Consider the following 20,582-nt stretch of genomic DNA (forward strand, 5'->3'; position numbering starts at 1 on the left):
CTAGCGGATTTTCGAGCCGGCCCGTCGGCATTATTTACATCGCGCAAAACTGACATTGCGCCGGATGCGATACCGACTTTTTGTTTGATTACTGGTAAGGCGGTGGAAGATAGCACATGACATGTGGCGTCTCAAGCTCGCTTACGGCGTCGGCTGAATCAGGATCGTTAAATAGTGGTAAATGCATCCGCTTGAATTCAAAGGCAAACGATTGCGCGCCTGAATACAACCGATATCAGTGTTGCGGTTGCTTAAAAGCGATTCGTCAAGGGGATCCGCAATGTGTTGGAAAACCGCTGCAGCAGGTTCAAATCAAGCCTGTCGGGCGCTTAATCTTCTGACCAATAAATCGCAGCAGAAAGATGCGCTGCTGTACTTTTTCTCAATTCTTTCAAATCTTTTTAAGCCCCGTCTAACAGGCGTATTCGACCCGCTCGCGGGCTTGGATCAGCGCCACATGCGGCAATAAATACCGAAACGCAAAACAGAATTCGATTTTCGGTTACTCTTGGGACACTCGAACCAAAGAACGAGAAAAATAAATCGGCCCCCTAAAGAAAACTCAAGGGATGCCGTTAGCGCAGTTTGGGCAAACCCGGAGCGATCCGGCGACGCAAAACTACAGGGACTCCCTTGCGGGAGTTTGCCAGTTGCCCGCCGTGTCCACGGCGGGCCAATCGACAGCGGTTTCGAAAGACCGCGTCAGGAGGCTACATGCAAGAAAATCGGGGAATGGGTGCGGTTGCGGGTGTGGGTGCGGTCATTGCTTTGGAATCGGCGGAAAGAACCCGCCTTGCGGGGCGCACCGGCAGGTGTCTGAAACGGGCCGGGCTTATCGCAGGTCTACTGCTGGGATGTCTCAACGGCACGGCTTTCGCCGGCAGCACGGCAACCAGTCTCGTCGTACCCTCCTACTTCAACGCTACCGGCAGCGTCGCGAACTGGAACAGCCTCGTGACCACGGCGCGCAAGGTGCCGACCACCGCGATTCTGAATCCGAACAGCGGCCCCGGCGTCAAGGAAGACCCGAACTATGCCGCCGCCGTCGCCAAGCTTCGCGCCGCGGGCGGCAAGGTACTCGGCTACGTGTCCACCTCGTACGGAAAGCGCTCGCTCTCCGCGGTCGTGGCCGACATCAATACCTACGTGGCGCTGTATAAGGTGGATGGCTTCTTCATCGACGAGATGACGTCCGATAGCCAGATGTCGCACATCCAGTTCTACCAGTCGATCTACAACTACATCAAAGGACTGAACGCCACCTACTCGGTGACGGCCAATCCGGGCACCAACATTCCTGAGCTTTACGCGAGCCTGCCGACGGCCGACCAGTTCGTCGTGTTCGAAAGTACTGCGAAGAGTTACGCAAAATATCAGCCGATGAGCTGGCAAGCCGCCTATCCGAAGAGCCGCTTCGTGCACATGGTGTACGGCGCGACTGCAGCGCAGTTGCCGGGCGTCGTGCAATACGCGAAGACGCATGGCGCGGGCGGCGTGTATGTCACGTCGCTTGCCGGTGGCAATCCGTACAAGGCGCTGCCGCCCTACTGGAACGATGAAGTGACGGACGCCGCCGCGCGTTGATGAGCTGACTCATATCGACATGCTGCTTGCTGCGGCCGGCGACGCCGGCCGCAGCATCTTATAGCCCGGCATTCATTCGTGGATGCTCGGGTTAGAACGCCGGCCACCGCCGTGCCGCGAACGAAATCTCCTGCAAGCCGACGCACCGATCAGAGGCACGCCCTCGTACGCCCGGGTCTGGGCACACCTATTGCTCTATTCCGCTCGCCGGCAAATCACCCGTCAAAGCACGCAGTGCCCACAACGAGTCGCCGTTTTCCATTTCAATCCAGCAATCCATCGGTGGGAGGCCCCATGCTTCGATACGCTGCAATCTTCTTCATCATCGCAATCATCGCCGCGGTATTCGGCTTTGGCGGCATCGCCGCGGGCGCGACCGAAATCGCCAAGGTCCTGTTCTTCATCTTCGTGGTGATCTTCCTCGTCACCTTGCTGATGGGCGTGATGCGACGCTGATGAACGCTTCGACCGTTTAGGCGGAAACACACCTGCCCCGGCGCGAGAATCAGCAATCCGTTGCAATACTTGCCGCACCGTATTGCAATTGTTGCTGCCCGCGCCCGGGTTTTCACTTCCGGGCTCGACCTGCATCAATGCGTTCTCTACAAGGCATTGCACTGCAGCACTTCTCCATTCCTCGTTGTCGCTTCCTTGTCGTCACGCCGCGCGCGCAATCGGCGCACGCACGCTCAATCGATGCGACCAGTTAGCGAGCGTACGCGTCGCCACGGGCGGCTTGCTCAGGATCGCACTGTCGTAACGCTTGCCGTCGAAGCGCACGAAATCGACGATACGAAACCCCTGTCCACGATAAAACGCGATCAGATGCGCAGCCGGTTGCGGCGTGTCGAGCGCAAGCTCCGCATAACCTCGCGTCGCGGCCCAATGGTCGGCGAATGCGATCAGCAACGTACCGATACCGCGCGCCTGCCACACCGGCTCGACCGCGAACTGGCGCAAGCTGGCGATATCGTCGCGACGGTATAGCTCGCACGCCGATTCACGGTCTGTCGCATAGAGCGTCATCGTGCCGACGATACGTCCGTCGCACACCGCCACATAGCAATCGCCGCGCGTTGCGCGCAAGCGTGTCGTCTCGACGGTCTGATCCACGCACGTGCAATTGAGGCCCATTGCGCCGAGCGGCGTGAAGGCCCGATGCAACAACGCCGTCAACGCGACGAACGAATCGCGCGCCGGATCGAAGCGGCGCAATTCGACACGGCCCATGCCGTGACACACGTAGTCGATACGAACGGATTGTTGCTTCGTTGCAGGTCGCTTCACGTTGAGCACCTCGTGGTATCAGGATGCTCGAAGTGTAGATTTGGCGTGGATGCGTCTCAAGAAAAAATGTCGTAAAAACTCACATGGGAACAGCTGCCGGCGCACTAACCCAAAGCCGGCACGAGTTGCGGCTCGCCTTCGCGCAGACCGAGATGCAATTCCTCGCACAGGAACGTTTGCAAGGTTTGCACAGCGGCTGCCTGCGTGCCGGAAACCTCGCGCATGAAGAGCCCGAAGTCCGCGCTGGGCGCGTCGGGCAAACCGTCGCCTTGACCGAGCACGCGCATCGATTCCGAACGAATGTTGCCGTCGAGCAGCACCGAAACACCGAGCCCCGCTTCAACCGCGGATTGGACGGCCGGCAGACTGGTGCTGGTGCACACGATGCGCCACGCGATCCCCGCGCGCCGCAGCGCCGTCAACACCTGTTGCTGCCACAGACACGCGCCGCCGAATGCCACCACCGGCAACGCGGCCTGTGCTTCGCGGCTGAAGCCGCGCGCGCCGACCCAGAAGAGCGGCTGCGTCCACGTGAGAAGCGGCGCTGCGTCGACCAGCGCGGGATCGCCGACCACCACGTCGAGGCTGCCATCCGCGAGCCGGTTCGACAGCGCCGCGCTGCTGTCGACGACGATCTCCAGCGCCACTTGCGGATAAGCGATCGAAAAACGCCGCAACGCCCGCGGCAGACGACCGACCGCAATGTCCTCCAGCATGCCGAGCCGCACGGTACCGGACACCTGCCCTGCGCTCAACGCGCGGCGCGCATCGGCGCCCGCGCCGAGTATCGTGTGGGCATACGGCAGCAATAAGTGACCTGCTTCGGTGAGCTCCACGCCGCGCGGCGAGCGGTCGAGCAGACGCTGGCCGAGTTCTTCCTCGAGCCGGCGCAATTGCATGCTCACCGCGGCCTGGGTACGCGCAAGGCGCGTCGCCGCCACGCCCACCGCGCCCGCCTCAGCCACAGTGACGAAGGCGCGCAGCAGGCTGCTGTCGAGATCTCGGGTCATAAGGGTTCTTGAAGTCAGCATAAGAAATATCAACTTATCTTAATACCGCCGGCACCGATAAGATAGCGATGACGAATTCCGATCGAGCGCCAACTCACCAGACGACCATGCAGGACACCACCCTCCAATCCGCGCTGAATCCCGCGCAAACCAGCGTTAAACCCGCCCGCAGCGCGGCCGGGGCGGCATTGCTGTGCGTCCTGTCGATGTCGTGCGTGCAATTCGGCGCCGCACTTTCCGCGCCGACGATGGCCACCTACGGTTCACTCAGCACCACGTGGCTGCGCTTGTGCTGGGCGGCATTGGTGCTCGCCTTGCTGGTGCGTCCGCGCTTTCTGAGTTACTCGCGCGCGCATTGGACTGCCGCCGGCGTCCTCGGCGCGGCGATGGCGGGCATGACGTTGTGCTTTTTCGCGGCGCTCCAGCGCATTCCGTTAGGACTCGCCGTCGCAATCGACTTTCTCGGGCCGCTCGCCGTCGCGACCTTCGCGGTCCGTCGCGCGCGAGCCTTGCTATGGCCCGCGCTGGCGATCGCCGGCGTAATACTGCTTTCGCGCGATCGCGCCGGCTGGATCGGCGAACCGCTCGGCGTGCTGCTTGCCTGCGGCGCGGCGCTCGGGTGGGGTACCTACATCGTGCTGATGAAGAAGACCGGCACCCTGTTCGCGGGACTCGAAGGACTGTCGGTATCGCTGATCGCGGCGGCGCTCGTGGCCACCCCATTCGGATTGGCGCAAAGCGGTCTTCATGTCGCGACAGGCCAGATCGTGGCGACGGCGGGCCTCGCGCTGCTGGTCCCGCTGTTGCCGTACGCGCTGGAAATGGTGGCGTTGCGGCACATGCCGGCCGCCTCGTTCGGAATCCTGATGAGCGTCGAACCGGCGATCGGCGCGTTGGCCGGCTTCGTCGTATTGCATCAGCCGATGGGGGTTTTACAGATCGCGGGCACGTTGCTAGTGGTGACCGCGAGCGTCGGCGCCGTGGTGGCGACGCGCTGAAAGCTGCGGCACGACGCGCGCGCCTCGGCGCGGCAAGACCGTGCGCTTAGCTCAGGCGATATTTTCTGCTTCGTAAAGACGCCGGCCCGCGGCATCCTTCGCGCCAAGGGTCGGCTCGAAATCGATCGGCCACTCGATGCCGATGTCGGGATCGCGCCACAGAATGCAGCGCTCCAGTTCGGGAAACCAGTATTCAGTGGTCTTCCACAAACACTCGGCAAAATTGGACAGCACCACGAAACCGTGCGCGAAGCCCGGCGGCGCCCAGATCTGCCGGTAATTGGCCGCGCTCAGATACGCCCCGCACCACTTGCCGAAATTCGGCGAATTGAGCCGCACGTCGACGGCGACAGCAAAAACTTCGCCCACCACGACCCGCATGAGCCGGCCCTGAGGGCGTTGCACCTGATAGTGCAAGCCGCGCAGCACGCCATGCACCGCGCGCGAATGCCGGTCCTGCACCAATTGGAAAGCTTGCGAGACGTCGTCGATAAACTCGTCCGCGCTGAAGCTCTCGAAGCAGAAGCCGAACTCGTCGCAAAACACCTCGGGCTCGATGAGTTTCACCTCCGGCAATGCCGTCGCGATCACCTTGTTGCCCATTGCTGCTGTGCTCGTAAGAAGCCTGACCGGCGAAAACGCGGCCGCCACGACGGACGCGTCCACGTGTCATATGGCGCCCCGCCGCCGGCACGGGCACCTGCATGAATATTACGCCTCGCTCGCCACGCGGCTGCGCGCGCGATATTCGGTTGGAGACAGCGCCATGCGCTTGCGGAAAATCTTCGCGAGACGATCGCCATTGCCCGTACCGCTGCGCCGCGCGATCTTGTCGACCGGTAGTTCGGTCTCGGTCAGGAAGTTGCAGGCAATGCGCAGTCGGACCTGCAGCAGATAGTCCGACGGCGTGACCTGCATTTCATGCTTGAAACGCCGCAGGAAATTGCGCTCGCTCATCGCCGCGACCTGCGCGGCGTCGGCCACTGAAACCGGACGGTCGCAATTGGCCTCCATCCAGCGCGCCGCGGCACGGATCTTCTCGGCCACGCTGAGCGTGCCGCCCTCCGCCGGCAGTGGCACCCAGGTGGCAGCCATGCCGGGCATCACACGGTCTGCGACGCTGCGAGCAAGCTCGGCGCCGAGATCGCGCTTGATGAACATGAGCGCGCTGCGGGCACAGTCGTTACGATCGTTGGACGCGTTGAGCGCGGACTCGCCCGTGACACTGCTGAGATAGCGGTTCACCTGCGGTGCATCCGTATCCGTCGGGCCGACCGCTTCCAGCACGAGCCGCCCTTCGCCGATCGTTTCGATCGCGCGCGTACGCGATTGCACCGTACGCAGCCAGCCGAGCACACGCTCGTCGCGGGCGGCCACATGTGCGCCGTAGCCGCCCGCGATGAACAGCACGTCGAAGCCGCTGGCAAAGCGCGCGTCGATACGGTCAGTCCAGATGCGCGCGGAAGAAGAACTGGCGACGCTGCCGCCGTCCATGGAAAGGAATTGCACTTCGTAAGGCTGTTCTTCACCGGCGCGCGAACCCGAAAGTTCGTTCGCGGTCTGGAACATCTCCACCACGGTGCCTGGGCCGAGCAGCCAGAAGCCGTCGAACAGCAACACGCCGATTCGCCGCGTTGCACTACGCACGTTCAATGTCGGCGTATGTAACCAGGTGATCCTCGCAGTATCAAGGTGCATGTGCGGCATGATATTTCCCCAAACTGTCGTACATTGTGGACCCCGATCGCCGTTAGCAGCCGGTATGAGCGGAATGATTTATTGCCGGAAGAAATCGCAGCAAGGCCACTTAACGGATTAAGCGTGATGTTAGCGGAATGGCTCGCTATAGTAAATTTGAAAAACAAATTACTATCGAGAAACAGAATGTATGAAGAAAACCGTTATCTCGCGTTTGATATGACAACTGGCAGGTTGCGTAGCCGCCACAGCAAACCATGCTGGTGCCATTTGCGGCACCTGGCCGCGAAGCGGCCCGGAGCCTCGTTCTTCAGGCATTGGCAGGTGTCATCCGAGCCTGCCGGCAGGCAATCGATTTGTGACCCGCGTATGGCGGAGCGCCATCCAAAAGTGTTTCAAACTTGAACTCCAAACCTCGCAGATAATGACCGTTCAATACCGGCTTTATTCGCAAATTGGGAATTTATTGACTGCCCAATGCAATCGAACCCGCATTTAACGAATCGATCCCGATTAAATATTTGAAAACGCGATTTTCGAACATCTAAAAATGTTTCTATATTGAAACATTGGCCGTTTTATACGTATGATCAATTCACGTTTGCAGCGCACAATTCTGGAAAACGTCAGACTATTGGGAACCGGCCGTGGCGAGTGCGGCAAGCACGTTCCTTAAACAAAGTTTCATCCGCGGATCGTGCTCTTTAAGGATTCGCCAGGCGCGGCAGCGACATAATTCGTGCATCGTGATAGCCGCAAGGAGCCAGCACATGTCGCGCCCCATGAGCATCGAAAGAGTCAACGAGTATGGTCAGCACGCAGTTCGCATCGCCATCGAAGACAGCGCCGTGCTGCTCGACGTGGCCGATCTCGACGCCGTGATCGAACACCTCAGCGCCCTGCGGGCCGGCATGCGCCCGGAAGTGCCCAAGGAGCCGCTGCGCACCCATCAGTACGTGATCGAGATCGATCCGTGCTGGCATGCGGAGAAGCATCCGCTGCACGATGGCGCCGTGCTGTTCCTGCGGCATTCCGGTCTAGGCTGGGCCGGGTTCGCGCTGCCCACCGAAAGCCTCGCCAAACTGCACCACGCACTCACGCAGCAACTGGAAGCTTCGCTGGAAGTGCACGGCATGCTTAACTGAACTACCGGCACGCGGGCTTGTTGCGTTTCACGCAGGACTGCGTTTCAGATCACGCGCGCAACGCGTCACGCAGCCCACCTATACTTCAGTCACCGCGTAGCTGCGGTTACTTTCGTTCAAGTCTCTTTCACAAGCGCGGCTTTGTCCGCGCTCTTTTTTTGTCCATTGCTTAGCGTTGCTGATGGTTCTCCTGGAACCGGCAAACAGTCCGCGCGTACAGTTCATGAACATTGCACAAAATTAAAAAAGACTTAATGCACCTAGCAGCGCGGATTTATCCGCCATCGCCGATGATGCACCCATCGCCCTTCTCTACTGTTCCAACATGAACCAGCTACAAGCGATGCGTGTCTTCACACGAGTAGTCGATCTCGCCAGCTTCAATCTCGCGGCGAGACAGTTAGGCATGTCAGCGGCTGCGGTCACGCGCAGCGTCGGCACGCTGGAAGCGCATCTGAACATGCGCCTTTTGAACCGCACCACGCGCAGTCTTTCGCTGACGGACGTGGGCCGCGAATATCTCGACGGTTGCCGCGCGATCATCGAGAAGCTCGACGAGATGGAATCGAATCTGCTGGAAACCACACGCGACCCGCAGGGCACGTTGCGGATCGCCACGCCGATGACCTTCGCCACGGCGGGTCTGGGCGCGCTGCTCGCCGCCTACCGCACGCTGAATCCGCGCGTGGACTTCGACGTGACGACGTTCGACACGCACATCGACCTCGTGGAAGGCGGCTTCGACGTGTGCTTCTCCGACGACCGGCGCCTCGCCAATTCCACGCTGGTGAGCCGCACGCTTACCAGCGTCGACGAACTCACCGTCGCGTCCCCTACTTATCTAGCGCGTAATGGCACCCCACGCGATCCCGCTGCCTTGAACCGGCATGGCCTGCTGACGGTGTCCGACGGTTCGTCGCGAAGCTGGGAGTTCGCGGACGCCGACGGCCTCTATCGCGTCAACACAGGCAGCGCGCTCACCGCGACCAGCAGCGCGATGGTGCGCGTGGCCGCGCTCAACCATATGGGCATCGCCTTGCTACCCATGCCGATCATCGCCGACGATCTCGCGCGCGGCACGCTAGTCCCCGTGCTCGAACAGTTCGAGATCAACGGCGGCCCACGTCAAGTGTCGATTCTCTACTCCGGCCGCAATTACCTGTCGATGCGCGTGCGCAGCTTCATCGACTTCGCGGTCAGCCAGTATCGCGCCCCGGACCGCCCGGTTGCACTGCGCGCGGTCGCCTGAAGCGGGCGCGCATCATGCCCAGGATATTGACGATTGAAGATGACGAACTGATCGCTCACGACATTGTTCGCACGCTCAGTGCGAGCGGCTTTTCCGTCGATGTGGCGCGCACCGGCCGCGAAGGCATGGCGAAAGTGATGGCGGGCGATTACGACGTCGTCACGCTCGACCGCATGCTGCCCGATCTCGACGGTTTGACGATCGTCGCGACCATGCGCGGCGTCGGCATGGAAACGCCCGTGCTGGTCATGAGCGCGATGTCCGATGTCGACCAGCGCATTCAGGGCCTGCGTGCCGGCGGCGACGATTATCTGACCAAGCCCTTCTCGCCCGAGGAAATGTTCGCGCGCGTCGAGGTGCTATTGCGGCGGCGTCCACGTCACGCGAAAGCTGAAACGATGCTGCGCAACGGCGCACTCGAACTGGATCTGGTGCGCCGTAAAGTCACGCACCGTCAGCGCGAACTCGATCTGCAACCCACCGAATTCCGTGTGCTCGAATTCATGATGCGCCACACCGGCCAGGTGCTCACGCGCACGATGATTTTCGAAGCCGTGTGGGGTTGCCGCTTCGACCCGGGTACGAATCTGATCGACGTGCACGTGGGGCGTTTGCGCAAGAAAGTCGAGATGCCCGGCGAGCGTCCGTTGATCCGCACGATTCGCGGCTCGGGCTATCTGTTCGGTTGACCCAGGCACTTCGCAATTCTGAAGAACGAGCGTTGGCGCTGCATGCAGCACCAACGTCGCTTCAGCACGCCTATCGACGCAATCGCACATCACACGCCGCTTCCTAAAACTAGTTTCATTTGTTTTGTCCGCGCCTGTTAGGACCCGCTCCCCAGAATGCCTTTACCGGGCCGCGCCATTGACGCGAGTCCCCATTGCCACACGCCCGCGCAGATTCAATCGCGCCTCTGAACGGAGCAGCCTTCGATGTTAAAAATAGTCCGGTTAGCTTTGACCCGGCCCTACACGTTTATCGTGCTCGCAATGCTGATCCTGTTGATCGGCCCGCTTGCCGCATTGCGCACGCCGACGGACATCTTCCCCGACATCCGCATTCCCGTGATCAGCGTGGTGTGGAATTACGCCGGCCTGCAACCGGACGACATGTCCGGGCGCATCGTCACGTACTACGAGCGCACGCTCGGCACCACCGTCAACGACGTCGCGCATATCGAGTCGCAATCGTTTCGCGGCTACGGCATCGTGAAGATCTTCTTCCAGCCGACCGTGGATATCCGCACCGCGACCGCGCAGGTGACTTCGGTTTCGCAGACGGTGCTCAAGCAAATGCCACCCGGCACCACGCCGCCGCAGATTCTGAACTACAACGCGTCCACGGTGCCGGTGCTGCAACTGGCGCTAACCAGCAATACGCTCGACGAACAGAAGCTCGCCGACTACGCGACCAACTTCATTCGTCCGCAATTGCTGAGCGTGCCGGGCGTCGCGATTCCGACGCCGTACGGCGGCAAGACGCGTGAAGTGCAGATCGATCTCGACCCGCAGGCCTTGCAGGCGAAAAAGCTCTCGGCGAACGATGTCGCCACGGCGCTCGCGCAGCAAAACCAGATCATTCCGGCGGGTACCGAGAAGATCGGCCGCTTCGAATACAACATCAAGCTGAACAACAGTCCGCTCGCGCTCGACGAACTGAACGCGCTGCCGATCAAAACCGTGGATGGCGCCACGATCTATATCCGCGATGTGGCGCACGTACGCGACGGCTATCCGCCGCAAGGCAACGTGGTGCGCGTGGACGGGCACCGCGCGGTGCTGATGAGCATCCTGAAGAACGGCTCAGCCTCCACGCTCGACATCATCTCCGGCGTGAAGGCGCAACTGCCGCGTATCGAGGCGACCTTGCCGCCGGGGCTCAAGCTCGTCACGATGGGCGATCAGTCGACTTTCGTGAAAGGCGCCGTCAGCGGCGTGGCGCGCGAGGGCGTGATCGCCGCCGCACTCACTTCGCTGATGATCCTGCTGTTCCTCGGCAGCTGGCGCTCCACGCTGATCATCGCCGCGTCGATTCCGCTCGCCGTGCTGGCCGCCATCGCCGGGCTCGCGGCAATGGGCGAAACGCTCAACGTGATGACGCTCGGCGGCCTTGCCTTGGCGGTGGGTATTCTGGTCGACGATGCCACCGTGACCATCGAGAACATCAACTGGCATCTGGAACAAGGCAAGGACGTAAAGAGCGCGATTCTCGATGGCGCCGCGCAGATCGTCGCGCCCGCGTTCGTGTCGTTGCTGTGCATTTGCATCGTGTTCGTGCCCATGCTGCTGCTCGACGGCATTGCGCGCTTCCTGTTCGTGCCGATGGCCGAGGCCGTCATCTTCGCGATGATCGCCTCGTTCATCCTCTCGCGCACTTTCGTGCCGATGATGGCGCAATACCTGCTGCGCGCCCATGCATCGGGCGGCCACGCGTCCGGCGAACTGGCCGCGACACTGGACCCGCATGGCGGCCACTCCCACGCGGCGCCTTCGCGCAATCCGCTAGTGCGCTTCCAACGCGGCTTCGAGCAGCGCTTCGAACGCGTGCGCGGCGTGTACCGGATCGTGCTCGGTCTCGCGCTCACGCATCGCAAACGCTTCGTGACGGGCTTTCTGATCGTGGTGGGGACGTCGTTCCTGCTCGCGCCGTGGCTCGGCCGCAATTTCTTCCCCGATATCGATTCCGGTGAAATCGCGATCCACGTGCGCGCGCCGATCGGCACACGAATCGAAGACACGGCCGCGCAATTCGATCTGATCGAAAATGCGGTGCGCCGCGCAATTCCGCCGGGCCAGTTGCGCAGCATCATCGACAACATCGGTTTGCCGAATAGCGGGATCAACCTTACGTATAACAATAGCGGCACGGTTGGCCCGCAAGACGGCGACATCCTGATCTCGCTGAACGAAAATCACCGGCCCACCGCGGACTTCGTGCGCACATTGCGTCAAACCCTGCCGCGCCAGTTTCCGGGCACGACTTTCGCCTTCCTGCCGGCCGATATCGTCAGCCAGATTCTGAACTTCGGCGCGCCCGCGCCAATCGATCTGCAAGTCGCCGGCCCGAATCAGGCCGCCAATCACCGGTACGCGAATGAAGTCATGCGCCGTATGCGCATGATCCCGGGCATTGCCGATACCCGCATGCAACAGGCGTCGACCTATCCGCAGTTCACCGTTTCCGTGGATCGCTCGCGCGCTGATCAACTCGGCATCACCGAACAGGATGTCACCAACTCCGTGGTGGCGAGTCTGTCCGGCACGAGCCAGGTGTCGCCGACGTACTGGCTCAATCCGAAGAACGGCGTGTCGTATCCGATCGTCGCGCAGACGCCGCAATACCGCATGACGTCCCTGTCGAATCTGAACAACCTGCCGGTGACCGGCAAGAGCGGCCAGGCACAGATTCTCGGCGGCATTGCGACAATTACGCGCGGCGTGGGCAATGCGGTGGTCTCGCATTACAACATCGAACCGCTCTACGACGTGTTCGCGACGACCCAAGGCCAGGATCTCGGCGCGGTGGCGGCGAAGATCCAGAACATCGTGCACGCGACCGGGAAAGATGTGCCCAAGGGTTCCATCGTGACGCTGCGCGGCCAGGTGCAGACGATGAATGGCGCGTTCCTCGGTTTGTCGCTCGGTCTGGTCGGCGCGATTGCGCTGATCTATTTGCTGATCGTCGTGAACTTCCACTCATGGAGCGACGCGTTCGTGATCGTCACCGCATTGCCCGCGGCGTTGGCCGGCATCGTGTGGATGCTGTTCACCACGCACACGCCGCTCTCGGTGCCCGCGTTGACCGGCGCGATTCTCTGCATGGGCGTGGCGACCGCCAACAGCATTCTGGTGGTGAGTTTCGCGCGCGAACGGCTGGCCGTCACCGGCAACGCGCTGGTAGCCGCAATGGAAGCAGGCTTCACGCGCTTTCGCCCGGTGTTGATGACCGCGCTCGCGATGATCATCGGCATGGCGCCGATGGCGCTCGGTCTCGGCGACGGCGGCGAGCAGAACGCGCCGCTCGGCCGCGCCGTGATCGGCGGCCTGCTTTGCGCGACTTTCGCCACGCTGCTGTTCGTCCCCGTCGTGTTCAGCATCGTGCATCGGCGCGACGCCGCCGCTCATCGCCCTTCGCACGACCACTCTTCTTCCGAACCCGGAGTCCATCATGTCCACTGAGATCGAGATCAATTCGCCGAAACGGCTGCGTCATCTGAAGCTCATCGGCATCGTCGCGCTGCTGGCGGCAGCGGGCATCGTGGCGAGCGGCATTGCCAGCCGCGTGCATGCGAAACAGGAACTGACCACCTGGTCCGCGCAGCAAGCCGTGCCGACCGTGGTGGCCTACACGCCGAAGCACGACCTCGACGCGCAGGCACTGGTGTTGCCCGGCCGTCTGTCCGCCTTCGTCAATGCGCCGATCTATGCGCGCGTGTCGGGTTATCTGCATGCGTGGTACGCGGATATCGGCACGCATGTCAAAGCCGGCCAGTTGCTCGGCGAGATCGACACGCCCGACCTCGATCAGCAATTGCAGCAGGCGCGCGCCGATTTGCAGAACTCGGTGGCCAACGAAAAACTCGCAGCGTCCACCGCGCGCCGCTGGACGCAGATGCTGCAGCAGGACTCCGTCTCGCAGCAGGACGCCGATGAAAAGACCAGCGATCTCGTCGCCAAACAAGCCACCGTCGCCGCCAACGAGGCCAACGTGCGGCGCCTCGAAGCGCTCGAATCGTTCAAGCGCATTACCGCACCGTTCGACGGCATCGTCACCGCCCGCACCACCGACATCGGCGCGCTCATCAATGCGGGCGGCGGCAATGGGCCCGAATTGTTCTCCGTGTCCGACGCGCATCAGTTGCGCGTCTATGTGAGCGTGCCGCAGGACGAAGCCGCCGCGATCCAGCCCGGCATGAGCGCCACGCTCACCGTGCCCGAACGGCCCGGCGTGAAGTTCAACGCGAAACTCGTCGACACCGACGACGCCATCACGCCTTCTTCGGGCACCCTGCTAGTCCAACTCGCGGTCGACAATCACGACGGTTTGCTGATCCCCGGCGAGTACACCGAGGTCCATTTCGCGTTGCCGACCAATGCGCACGCACTGTCGATTCCGGCGAGCTCGCTGATCTTCCGGCAGAACGGTTTGCAAGTCGCCGTGGTCGGCAAGGACAATCGCGCGGAGCTCAAGCCCGTATCGATCGCAACCGATCTTGGCACGCACGTCGAGATCGCCTCGGGTTTGAACGCCACGGATCGCGTGATCGACAACCCGCCCGACTCGCTCGCATCCGGCGATGAAGTGCGCCTGCAGACAGGCGCAAGCGGCACCGACGACACCGCGCTAGCCGGCCGGCGCGCGGCGGAGCGTACTCATGGATAAACGCCGTCTTTGCATCGCGTTGGCGGCCGCGGCGTTGCTGAACGGCTGCTCGTTCGCGCCGACTTATCACGCGCCGCCCGCCAGCATCCCCACCACGTTCAAGGAAAGCGGCCCGTGGCAGCTCGCCCGACCCGCTGACCGCGTGCCACGCGATGCGTGGTGGAGCGTGTATCGCGACCCCGTGCTCGACCACCTCGAAGAGCAGGTGGCGGCCGCCAACCCCGACGTCGCCGCGGCCATTGCGCGCTACGACGAAGCCACGGCCTATCTCTCGCAGGCGCGTTCGGGCCTGTTTCCGACGATCGGCGCCGAAGCGTCGGTCGAACGCCAGCGGCAGTCGGACAACCGGCCGCTGCGTGGCGCGGGACAGCCTGCCGTGTACGGCGCCAATACCGTCGACGTCGGCATCGCCTACGACCTCGACCTGTGGGGCAAGATCCGCAATGAAGTGGCCGCCGGCCGCGCCGCGATGCAGGCCAGCGAGGCCGACCTCGAATCCGTGCGCCTGAGTTTGCAGGCCAATCTCGCGAGCGCCTATTTCAACCTGCGCGGCCTCGATGCGCAGCAGCAACTGCTCAACGATACGATCGACACCTATCAGCGCGCCCTCACGCTCACGCTGAGCCGTCACGCCGGTGGCATCGCGTCCGATCTCGACGTGTCGCGCGCGCAGACGCAACTCGACACCGCGCGCGCTTCCGCTGACGACATCGCCGCACAGCGCGCGCTCTACGAACACGCGATCGCCAGCCTGACCGGCGCGCCCGCGTCGAACTTCACGCTGGCCGCCGCGACCGAATCGGCCTACGTGCCGTCCATTCCGACCGGCGTGCCGGCGGCGCTGCTGCAACGGCGGCCCGATATCGCCGCGGTCGAACGGCGCGTTGCCGAGGCGAACGCGCAGATCGGCGTCGCCAAGGCGGCGTTCTTTCCGGACATTTCGCTCGGCCTCGACGGCGGTTATCAAAGCGACACGCTCTCGCCGTGGCTGATGGCGCCGAACGAAATCTGGTCGGTCGGGCCGAGCCTCGTGTTCACACTGTTCGACGGCGGCCGCCGCGCCGCGATGACCGATCAGGCCCGCGCCAAACTCGCGGAGAATGGCGCCAAGTACAAGGCCGCTGTGCTGCTTGCCTTCCAGCAGGTCGAGGACAACCTCGCGCAACTGCATCATTTCGGCGACGAGGCCACGAAACAGAACGAAGCGCTCATTGCTGCGCAACGCACGTTGACGCTGTCGATGTCGCGCTACCGCGATGGCGTGGTCAGCTATCTGGACGTGGTGACGGCGCAGACCACCGAGCTCGATACACAGATCGCCGCGTTGAACCTCAATACGCGGCGTCTGCTGGCTTCCGTGGGTCTGATCCAGGCGTTGGGCGGTGGCTGGTCGGCCGACGGCGCCGGGAGCGCGCCTGACGTTCAGGCGGCGCAGGCACAAACGCAAGCACAAGCGCTCGCCGTTAAAGCACGCGTTGCCGACGCCGCGGGTTGACGTGTCCCACGGTACGTGAAGAAGTCGCCGGCTCATCACCGGCGACTTTTGCGTTTGCGCTGGCGCTTTCGTCGAGCGGATAGTTCGCTCGCTTCGCTCAGAACCTGTGCCGCATGCCGACGGCCACCACCGCCTGCCGGTCGCTCGAGGATGCCGCCAGCGAATAGATCGAGGCATTACCAAGCACCGCGATGCCGTCCGCGCCCGACACGTGCTGATAAACGCCCTCCAGATACAGATCCGTGCGGCGCGACAAAGCGTAATCCGCTTGCAGCATGAACTGATTCCATTTCGGCGAGACGCTCTTGCCCGCGTCGCTGTAATGTCCGTCGGTAAATGTATAAGAACCGCCGAGTGTGAACGCCGGGGTTAGCGCGTAACGCGCGTTCAACTCGTAATTGTTGAAGGTCAGCAGATCGCCGTTGAGCGTGGAATAGGCGCCCCCTTGCGTGATCTGATGCGGATCGTCGAGCATCGTACGCGTAAAGACGAGGCCGACCGTCGCCGCGCCGAACGTATAACGCCCCGCCGCGTCGAGGACGCGTTGACGCGCGCCAGTGAAGGCCGCATCGCCGTCGCTGCTGCTCACCGCACCACCCGTATTGGTGGGCTGGTTGACACCGCCCGGCTGGTTGACCTGCAGATACGCGACGGCCAGATTGAACGGACCGCCCGTCCACTGCGCGCCGAGGCTATAGGCGTTGTTGTTGCTGAAGCCGCCCGCCGCATTGCTGAACGCGTAGGCGCCGCCGACCGTGAAGCCGTCGTAGGTTGCACTGCGGAATTTCAGCGCGTTGTTCATGCGCAGGTCGTTGTTGAGGTTGTCGTTGTCGAACGGGTGATCGGCGATATTGCCGCCGAAGCCCGAACCGGTCGCCGACAGCGGCGCCACGAAATCCACCAGAAAGTCGTATTGCCGGCCCAACGTCACGGTGCCCCACTGCTTGCTCGCGACACCCACCCACGCTTGCCGTCCGAACTCGTCCCCGCCGTTGGAGAACTTGCCGCTGTCGATATTGAAGCCGTTCTCGAGATCGAAGACCGCGCTCAATCCGCCGCCCAGATCTTCGTTGCCGCGCAGGCCCCAGCGGTCCGTGCTCACGTTGCCGCTTTCCATCATCCAGTTGCTTTTGCCGCCGCTGGCCGTCTTCTGATTGCTGATGTAGTCGAGGCCCGTATCGAGCGTGCCGTAGAGCGTCACGCTGCTTTGCGCGTGTGCTGCGGCGCAGAAGGTGCCAGCCAGCGCGACGAGTGTGGTTGCCAATGCTTTGTTCATGTTTGATTCCGGGTAAGAGAAGGCGCCGGTCCGCGCATTGTCGGACCGATCCCGCACACCGTGCGGGTAGCCGCAATGTAGATAGACGCGGTGACACACCCGTGATCAAAACCGGCCGTTTCATGAAACGTTTTTTATCTTCATGACATGCGTCCGGTGAGTGTCTGATTCACCGGTTCATCGACGCTCGAACGGATAAATATCTTTTCATGCACACGCCGCCGATCCGCTAAAGCCGGTTGACTATCCTTCTCATCAACCGATCCACGAATGCTTTGAGATTCGCGCATCGGCCCCATTCAATCTGATTTGTGAGGATTACGAACATGAAATCTCTGATGCTCGCCATCGCTTTCATCGGTGCTACCGCGACGGCTTCCGCCTTCGCTCAATCGACCACGACGCCGACCCAACAGAGCGCCGCACCGTCGATGCAGGTTGCCGCGAATAGCACGGCTGCCGTCAATGCCGCCGGCTCGTGGGTTCCGCCGTATGGCCAGGCCACTGGCGAAAAGACGCGCGCTCAGGTCTATCGTGAACTGGTGCACGCAGAGAAGGACGGCCAGCTCGCGTATCTGAATTCAACGATTTACGCACACTGAGACACCTGCAATGCTCGATCTCCGACCACGCGCCGCTCTCGCGCTGCTGTTCGCCACCGCCCTCGCGGCCGCAGCCACTTCGGCTGTCGCCGCGCCGCCGGTGGACGGCACGCTCAGCCGATCCACGACACTGTCATCCGCCGGCAAATGGAGTTCGCCGAACGCCACGAACGCTCACGGCAAGACGCGTGCTCAGGTCTACCGCGAACTGATCAAAGCCGAGGGTGACGGTCAGATGAGCTATCTGAATCAGCTCTACCGTTAATTGCACTGCCCTCTTCCTCTGACGATATCGATGACACTTCGCACCGCGATCAAACGCTCCGTCCGCTTCGCTGCGGCCGCTGTCGCAGCAGGCCTGCTGTTATCTGGCTGCGCGACGACACCTTCGAGCACTGCCGACAACTGCGTCGGCCCCCCCAGTTACTGCAACATCTACTTTGGCTCCTAAAAAGAAGAGCGCGCTACCCTTGCGGATAGCGCGCTCCTTGACTGACTGCTTCAGTTTTAGAACGAGTGCCGCACGCCGACCCGGCCGACCACCTGCTTGCCGTTGGACGACGGATCGAAGCCGGCGATCTGCGCGACTGCGCCACCGCTTGCTTTCTGCAACGCGGCGAGTGCATACACGGCGGTACGTTTCGACAACTCGTATTCCGCGCTCAGATTGAGCTGCTGATACTTCGGCTCCTGATTGGTCGCGTGATCCCGGCCATCCGTGTAGGTGTAGCCTGCTGCGAGATTGAGCTGACTGGTTGCGGCGAACGTGCCGGCGATTTCATAGTTCTGGAATTTGACGTCCTGACCCGCGTCGCCCTGCTGGAAATTGACGTTGGTAAAGTTGCCCATGACCTTGAACTTGCCGAGTTGATACGAAGCGCCGGCGGCAAAGATGCCTTGACTGCGCGCATTGGCGAGATAGTTGCCGTACACGGCATTGGTAAAGCCCGAACCATTCTGATAGCTCTGGATCGACTCCTCAGGATCGTTGACGCGCAAATAGCCCGCACCAGCGGAGAACGGCCCGTTCGTATACGACGCTGCCGCGCTATAAGCCGCGTTATTCGAGAACTGCCCTGCTTGACCGCCGAAAGAATAAAGCGCTTCGCCGGTAAATCCGCCGATGGTGGGACTCGTGTACTTCACGGCATTGCTGATTGCGAAGCCGTTATCGAGGTTATCCATGTCGTTGGGATGGGAGAAATACCAGCCGCCGTAGCTATCGTTGAGCGAGAACGGTTCGATGAGATCGACGAGCGGATCCCACTGCCGCCCGAGGGTGACGGTACCGGCCGTCTGACTGGCGAGACCGACATAGGCGTTACGCGAGAACGCGAGCCCGCTGCCGAGACTACCGTTAGTCGAATTGAAACCGCTCTCGAGATCAAAGATAGCGGACAGTCCACCACCGAGATCTTCTTTACCTCTGAGTCCCCAACGGCTGCCGGCGCTCACACCGCTGGCCATTTGATAGAGATGGCTGCCGTTGACGTTGCTGGCGAAATCGATGCCGGTATCGAGGAGCCCATAGAGCGTGACACTGCTTTGCGCGTGCGCCGACGACGCGACGCCGACGCAAACGAGTGCCCCAACCAGACGCGCCAGCTTCATCTTCTGATTCATGAATCACCTTCCATTTAATTGAGGATGCCTGATAACAGCGGCCGCATTGCAATGGATGCAGCCACGAGACGAATATATCGAGATCAGAAAACACCGCCCCTGCAAGAGAGACTTTCAACAAATGCGTTGGATTTTCATGACCAGATCATTGACCCGGCGTGCACGAGCGGGTCGTAGAAACGAGGGAAGAACGGGAAAAGTGGAAGCAAAGCAACGCACGCGTCAGCCAACAAGGACGCAGCAAACCAATTGGTTTTGGAGAGATGCCGCGACGGCGCGCGCAGCGCCGCCGGAAGAATGACAGCCTTGTCACCAGGGCGGAATGTGCGAGAACACAGATTCCAGATGCACCACTACCGTGACTGCGCGAGGGCCCCGCTTATAGGCTAGCGGTGCAAAGCCGCTTTCTTTGCTTACTTTCTTTGCGGCGGCAAAGAAAGTAAGTGCCGCCCCGCACAGGGGCAACGCTAATAGACCACTACGAATTGAAAAAGCCCCGAAACCAAACTAAGCCCCAACCGAAACCTGATACCCAAACCGACTAACCGTCTCAATCCGAACCTGAGGCAAATCACCCAAAAGTTTCCTCCTCAACCGAGAAACAACGAGATTGACACTAGAAGGATCGACATCCTCCTTCTCTGGCCAGGCATACCGAATAAGGTGATCCCTAGCCACAGGCGCATTAACTTGCTTGATCAAACACTCGAGCAGAAGAAACTCTCTACGGGTGACCCCAACCCTCCGCCCACCAAAAACAAGCTCCCGAGTAGCGGCATCGAGAGAAGGCGCATCAACCGAAGAAAAAACAGAAGAAGAACCGCCAGGAGCCCCGCGCCCGGCTCCAATACGCTGCAAAGCCTGCATCCGCTCATGCATTTCAATAAACGAATAAGGCTGACAGAAGCAAGCATCCGCGCCGGCGCGCAGAACTTTGGTGCGATCCTGAGCAGTAGCCGCCCCCAACACAGCCACAATCGCCGCCCCACTCCCACCCGCAGCGAACTCGACAACAAACTCCAGCAAGGCGGAATAAAACCCCACCTCCAACACCATCAAAACGATCGCATCAAACGGTTCCTGAGCCGCGAGAAAAACCCCATCCCGCAGATCATCAGCCCGCTGCAGACTATGCGCGCTCTCCTGAAGCGCCTTGAAAAGCCAAGCCGCTTCCGGATGAGAAGGACCCACGAAAAGAACGCGCATTCACTCCCCAGCAAGAACGAGAAA

The 20,582-nt window shown here is 61.5% G+C and carries 18 protein-coding genes and 1 riboswitch; of the genes, 11 read left to right on the forward strand and 7 right to left on the reverse strand.

Annotated elements, in window-relative coordinates:
* Positions 1-578 precede the first annotated feature (578 nt).
* Positions 579-658: riboswitch (cyclic di-GMP riboswitch) on the forward strand.
* A 56-nt stretch (positions 659-714) separates the two neighbouring features.
* On the forward strand, positions 715-1,584 hold the full coding sequence (locus PQR42_RS09925) for a spherulation-specific family 4 protein (protein ID WP_408207977.1): 870 nt from the start codon (positions 715-717) through the stop codon (positions 1,582-1,584).
* Between the two features lie 294 nt (positions 1,585-1,878).
* Positions 1,879-2,040 carry a DUF1328 domain-containing protein gene (locus PQR42_RS09930; protein WP_007182451.1) on the forward strand — a complete coding sequence of 54 codons (162 nt, stop codon included), beginning with the start codon at positions 1,879-1,881 and terminating at the stop codon, positions 2,038-2,040.
* A gap of 201 nt (positions 2,041-2,241) precedes the next feature.
* On the opposite strand, the gene PQR42_RS09935 is transcribed toward PQR42_RS09930, so the two are convergent.
* The gene (locus PQR42_RS09935; protein WP_408386005.1) at positions 2,242-2,871 is read right to left on the reverse strand and encodes a GNAT family N-acetyltransferase; all 630 of its coding nucleotides are present in this window, start codon (positions 2,869-2,871) and stop codon (positions 2,242-2,244) included.
* Between the two features lie 104 nt (positions 2,872-2,975).
* Complete coding sequence (locus PQR42_RS09940; RefSeq protein ID WP_408386003.1) at positions 2,976-3,881, reverse strand: LysR substrate-binding domain-containing protein; 906 nt, start codon at positions 3,879-3,881, stop codon at positions 2,976-2,978.
* 107 nt (positions 3,882-3,988) lie between these two features.
* On the opposite strand from PQR42_RS09940, the gene PQR42_RS09945 reads away from it, so the two are divergent.
* On the forward strand, positions 3,989-4,879 hold the full coding sequence (locus PQR42_RS09945; RefSeq protein ID WP_408208125.1) for an EamA family transporter: 891 nt from the start codon (positions 3,989-3,991) through the stop codon (positions 4,877-4,879).
* A 51-nt stretch (positions 4,880-4,930) separates the two neighbouring features.
* On the opposite strand, the gene rfbC is transcribed toward PQR42_RS09945, so the two are convergent.
* Both rfbC and PQR42_RS09955 read right to left on the reverse strand, forming a co-directional pair.
* Positions 4,931-5,482 carry a dTDP-4-dehydrorhamnose 3,5-epimerase gene (gene rfbC, locus PQR42_RS09950; protein ID WP_408207987.1) on the reverse strand — a complete coding sequence of 184 codons (552 nt, stop codon included), beginning with the start codon at positions 5,480-5,482 and terminating at the stop codon, positions 4,931-4,933.
* Between the two features lie 108 nt (positions 5,483-5,590).
* Positions 5,591-6,586 (reverse strand): GlxA family transcriptional regulator, encoded by a 996-nt coding sequence (locus PQR42_RS09955; protein WP_408207989.1) that lies wholly within the window; start codon positions 6,584-6,586, stop codon positions 5,591-5,593.
* Between the two features lie 761 nt (positions 6,587-7,347).
* On the opposite strand from PQR42_RS09955, the gene PQR42_RS09960 reads away from it, so the two are divergent.
* From PQR42_RS09960 to PQR42_RS09985, 6 genes are all read left to right on the forward strand, one after another.
* Positions 7,348-7,722 (forward strand): hypothetical protein, encoded by a 375-nt coding sequence (locus PQR42_RS09960; protein ID WP_408386001.1) that lies wholly within the window; start codon positions 7,348-7,350, stop codon positions 7,720-7,722.
* Positions 7,723-8,047: 325 nt separating this feature from the next.
* Complete coding sequence (locus tag PQR42_RS09965; protein ID WP_408385999.1) at positions 8,048-8,971, forward strand: LysR family transcriptional regulator; 924 nt, start codon at positions 8,048-8,050, stop codon at positions 8,969-8,971.
* Positions 8,972-8,985: 14 nt separating this feature from the next.
* On the forward strand, positions 8,986-9,660 hold the full coding sequence (locus PQR42_RS09970) for a response regulator transcription factor (RefSeq protein ID WP_408207998.1): 675 nt from the start codon (positions 8,986-8,988) through the stop codon (positions 9,658-9,660).
* 246 nt (positions 9,661-9,906) lie between these two features.
* The gene (locus PQR42_RS09975; RefSeq protein ID WP_408385997.1) at positions 9,907-13,152 is read left to right on the forward strand and encodes an efflux RND transporter permease subunit; all 3,246 of its coding nucleotides are present in this window, start codon (positions 9,907-9,909) and stop codon (positions 13,150-13,152) included.
* A complete protein-coding gene (locus PQR42_RS09980; protein WP_408385995.1) occupies positions 13,142-14,356 on the forward strand; it encodes an efflux RND transporter periplasmic adaptor subunit in 1,215 nt (404 codons plus the stop codon). Before PQR42_RS09975 ends, PQR42_RS09980 begins: the two co-directional genes overlap by 11 nt.
* Positions 14,349-15,851 carry an efflux transporter outer membrane subunit gene (locus PQR42_RS09985; protein ID WP_408385993.1) on the forward strand — a complete coding sequence of 501 codons (1,503 nt, stop codon included), beginning with the start codon at positions 14,349-14,351 and terminating at the stop codon, positions 15,849-15,851. Before PQR42_RS09980 ends, PQR42_RS09985 begins: the two co-directional genes overlap by 8 nt.
* A 97-nt stretch (positions 15,852-15,948) precedes the next feature.
* Here the strand turns inward: PQR42_RS09985 and PQR42_RS09990 are convergent, their stop codons facing one another.
* On the reverse strand, positions 15,949-17,127 hold the full coding sequence (locus PQR42_RS09990) for a porin (RefSeq protein WP_408392045.1): 1,179 nt from the start codon (positions 17,125-17,127) through the stop codon (positions 15,949-15,951).
* Between the two features lie 326 nt (positions 17,128-17,453).
* Between PQR42_RS09990 and PQR42_RS09995 the strand changes: the two genes are divergently transcribed.
* Both PQR42_RS09995 and PQR42_RS10000 read left to right on the forward strand, forming a co-directional pair.
* A complete protein-coding gene (locus PQR42_RS09995; protein WP_408208013.1) occupies positions 17,454-17,729 on the forward strand; it encodes a DUF4148 domain-containing protein in 276 nt (91 codons plus the stop codon).
* 10 nt (positions 17,730-17,739) lie between these two features.
* Entirely contained in the window at positions 17,740-17,994 is a 255-nt protein-coding gene (locus PQR42_RS10000; protein WP_408208016.1) for a DUF4148 domain-containing protein, read from the forward strand.
* A gap of 242 nt (positions 17,995-18,236) precedes the next feature.
* Here PQR42_RS10000 and PQR42_RS10005 read toward each other — a convergent pair whose 3' ends face one another.
* Together PQR42_RS10005 and PQR42_RS10010 are read right to left on the reverse strand one after the other, a co-directional pair.
* The gene (locus tag PQR42_RS10005) at positions 18,237-19,334 is read right to left on the reverse strand and encodes a porin (RefSeq protein ID WP_408208128.1); all 1,098 of its coding nucleotides are present in this window, start codon (positions 19,332-19,334) and stop codon (positions 18,237-18,239) included.
* 525 nt (positions 19,335-19,859) lie between these two features.
* Positions 19,860-20,558, reverse strand: a complete 699-nt coding sequence (locus tag PQR42_RS10010; RefSeq protein ID WP_408208019.1) for a response regulator transcription factor — start codon at positions 20,556-20,558, stop codon at positions 19,860-19,862.
* Between the last annotated feature and the right edge of the window lie 24 nt (positions 20,559-20,582).

It is taken from the genome of Paraburkholderia sediminicola (assembly GCF_046027355.1).
Lineage (GTDB): Bacteria > Pseudomonadota > Gammaproteobacteria > Burkholderiales > Burkholderiaceae > Paraburkholderia > Paraburkholderia sediminicola_B.

Coding starts and splice junctions, on each gene's coding strand:
- PQR42_RS09925 (WP_408207977.1), top strand. CDS start 715: ATGCAAGAAAATCGGGGAATGGGTGCGGTTGCGGGTGTGGGTGCGGTC.
- PQR42_RS10010 (WP_408208019.1), bottom strand. CDS start 20,558: ATGCGCGTTCTTTTCGTGGGTCCTTCTCATCCGGAAGCGGCTTGGCTT.
- PQR42_RS09990 (WP_408392045.1), bottom strand. CDS start 17,127: ATGAACAAAGCATTGGCAACCACACTCGTCGCGCTGGCTGGCACCTTC.
- PQR42_RS09940 (WP_408386003.1), bottom strand. CDS start 3,881: ATGACCCGAGATCTCGACAGCAGCCTGCTGCGCGCCTTCGTCACTGTG.
- PQR42_RS09975 (WP_408385997.1), top strand. CDS start 9,907: ATGTTAAAAATAGTCCGGTTAGCTTTGACCCGGCCCTACACGTTTATC.
- PQR42_RS09965 (WP_408385999.1), top strand. CDS start 8,048: ATGAACCAGCTACAAGCGATGCGTGTCTTCACACGAGTAGTCGATCTC.
- PQR42_RS09945 (WP_408208125.1), top strand. CDS start 3,989: ATGCAGGACACCACCCTCCAATCCGCGCTGAATCCCGCGCAAACCAGC.
- PQR42_RS09955 (WP_408207989.1), bottom strand. CDS start 6,586: ATGCCGCACATGCACCTTGATACTGCGAGGATCACCTGGTTACATACG.
- rfbC (WP_408207987.1), bottom strand. CDS start 5,482: ATGGGCAACAAGGTGATCGCGACGGCATTGCCGGAGGTGAAACTCATC.
- PQR42_RS09930 (WP_007182451.1), top strand. CDS start 1,879: ATGCTTCGATACGCTGCAATCTTCTTCATCATCGCAATCATCGCCGCG.
- PQR42_RS09980 (WP_408385995.1), top strand. CDS start 13,142: ATGTCCACTGAGATCGAGATCAATTCGCCGAAACGGCTGCGTCATCTG.
- PQR42_RS09995 (WP_408208013.1), top strand. CDS start 17,454: ATGAAATCTCTGATGCTCGCCATCGCTTTCATCGGTGCTACCGCGACG.
- PQR42_RS09970 (WP_408207998.1), top strand. CDS start 8,986: ATGCCCAGGATATTGACGATTGAAGATGACGAACTGATCGCTCACGAC.
- PQR42_RS09960 (WP_408386001.1), top strand. CDS start 7,348: ATGTCGCGCCCCATGAGCATCGAAAGAGTCAACGAGTATGGTCAGCAC.
- PQR42_RS10000 (WP_408208016.1), top strand. CDS start 17,740: ATGCTCGATCTCCGACCACGCGCCGCTCTCGCGCTGCTGTTCGCCACC.
- PQR42_RS09985 (WP_408385993.1), top strand. CDS start 14,349: ATGGATAAACGCCGTCTTTGCATCGCGTTGGCGGCCGCGGCGTTGCTG.